General features: G+C 46.7%; 1 protein-coding gene. It reads left to right on the forward strand.

Annotation, left to right across the window (positions count from 1 at the left end):
- Positions 1 to 584 precede the first annotated feature (584 nt).
- Positions 585 to 1,520, forward strand: coding sequence for a hypothetical protein (locus E1189_RS05830; RefSeq protein ID WP_155159104.1), 936 nt, complete (start codon positions 585 to 587; stop codon positions 1,518 to 1,520).
- Positions 1,521 to 1,873: the final 353 nt, after the last annotated feature.

Here is a 1,873-nt window from a genome sequence, read left to right on the forward strand (position 1 = left end):
CAGACAGGCCGATCACTATGCAGAGACTGCCGACAACAGAGTTCAGCCTGAAGAGCATTCCCTTTTTTCCCTTAAAAAAATAAAGAAGATAGGCGGAATATTCAGGTCGAAATGGCAACTTTTTCTCTGGTTGGTTGTCTTACCGAAACAGGATTAACTCGGTAATCATGGATCTGTGGATGATAACTCCTTCTCAATCAAGTCATGGTACAAGTAATGCGGTAGTCACGGGGTCGGTAGCGCACCCTGTGGCTGCCTCTGCGTCTAATTTGGTTAAGGCGGAGTTATCTACAGGGTTTGTCCGACAGCCTTTAAGTGAAACGTTAGTAGAACCCCAGATGGAGACACAGCCGATTGCTTTGCGCCTAACAACCCCCTGTTTCCCTACCTGTCCGGGTGAGATACCCTCGATTCTACCCCCTCCAGCTCCTTCTTTGCACACGGCCATGGAGCGGGAGCTTTTGTTATGCAGGACCGATCATTATACATTTCCCTCAGAAACCATAGCTCCAGAAGGCGTATCCTCGGATTATGACCCTCTCATGTTTGTGCAGGGCTCTGGACAGGGGAGTGTTACAAAACTGATGGCGCATATTACAAAGGCCGTGAAAAACCGGCATGTGTGGACCTCAATGCCAGAGAAAAACTTTCCTGAACCAACCTCTGAGGCCTGCAAGCGGGCCATGCGTTGGCAGGCGCAGGCTATTGCCCTCAGCTCAGACAGGCCTGATTATCTGATTATCAACCAGTCTGATAAGCTCATGAGCCATTTTATTAACAGGCCTGATTTGATACAACGCTATGTCTTCGACCAAGGGCTAAAGGAAAAACTCATATCAAGCCGCTATCCACGGGCACAACTTACAAAACATGAAGGATACCTGTTGGAAGAATCTGCCGTGCGGTATCGGGATCGTATTGATTCACATTTAGATGAAAACCGTAGGTTACTGGGTGACATGATTCTCAGGCTGGAGTCCGAAATTTCTTCCCATTGTCCTGTGCAGCTGGGCCCAACTATCAGACTTAGTCGTACAAATGTGGGGCTCTACAGTTATATCGGCGAGCTGGGAAAACTCCGTTGTGGGGAGGCTTGCTGCAGTTATCCTTACTTGAAGCTTCTGCAGGCTCGCCAGCCTTTTTTTATACCAGTCTTATGCCATTTGCAGATACAGGGCCAGAGCGGTGAAATTAAACGCCGTCTTATTCCCTTTGCAAGTGATCACATGTTTATTATGCTGGTGCACCCCTCCCAGTTTCAGAAAACCGGAAGACTGTTAAAGCTGAATCGGGTAACCTGCCGCTTAAAAGAACCAATGTCTGTCAATGAGAGAATATCATCATCCCTTCTGACCCCTGACTTATTCCGGGACAATTACACGGTTATTGCAGACCCCTGGTTACAGGAGTCATGGGAAATGAGCGGGAATAACTGGGCCCGTTTCTTTAAAAAGGTGTGCCGCGAGTGCAATATCGCAGTGTTTAATGAATACATTCTTCAGTTTCATCCGATTTTTTAACATCTTCACCCATAAGTACCCGGACCATTGCTTTCGCATAGTCTGACGGCGTCTTTTTCCGCCTTCCACATGAAGAACAAAATTATGGAACTTCTACCCATAGCCATGATCTAACAGTCAATAATTCTCTGGAATGATTGAATGGATTCAATACAGACTACCCTATCTTCTCCTGCTATACACAAACCCCTCATCTGCGTCAATTATTAAAAACTGCGCTATCGAGTCACAGGTGGAAATGGCAACTTTTGCTCTAGTTGGTTGTCTAACGGACATAATGCAATCGGTAGTAATGGATCAGTGGATGATGACTCCCTCTCAGCCAAGTCATGGTACAAGTAATGCGGTAGTCA

The sequence above is a fragment of the Parendozoicomonas verongulae genome, assembly GCF_009711465.1.
GTDB classification, from domain to species: domain Bacteria; phylum Pseudomonadota; class Gammaproteobacteria; order Pseudomonadales; family Endozoicomonadaceae; genus Sansalvadorimonas; species Sansalvadorimonas verongulae.

Bases quoted from the DNA above. Each gene is read 5' to 3' on its own strand.
- E1189_RS05830 (WP_155159104.1), top strand. From the start codon at position 585: ATGGCGCATATTACAAAGGCCGTGAAAAACCGGCATGTGTGGACCTCA.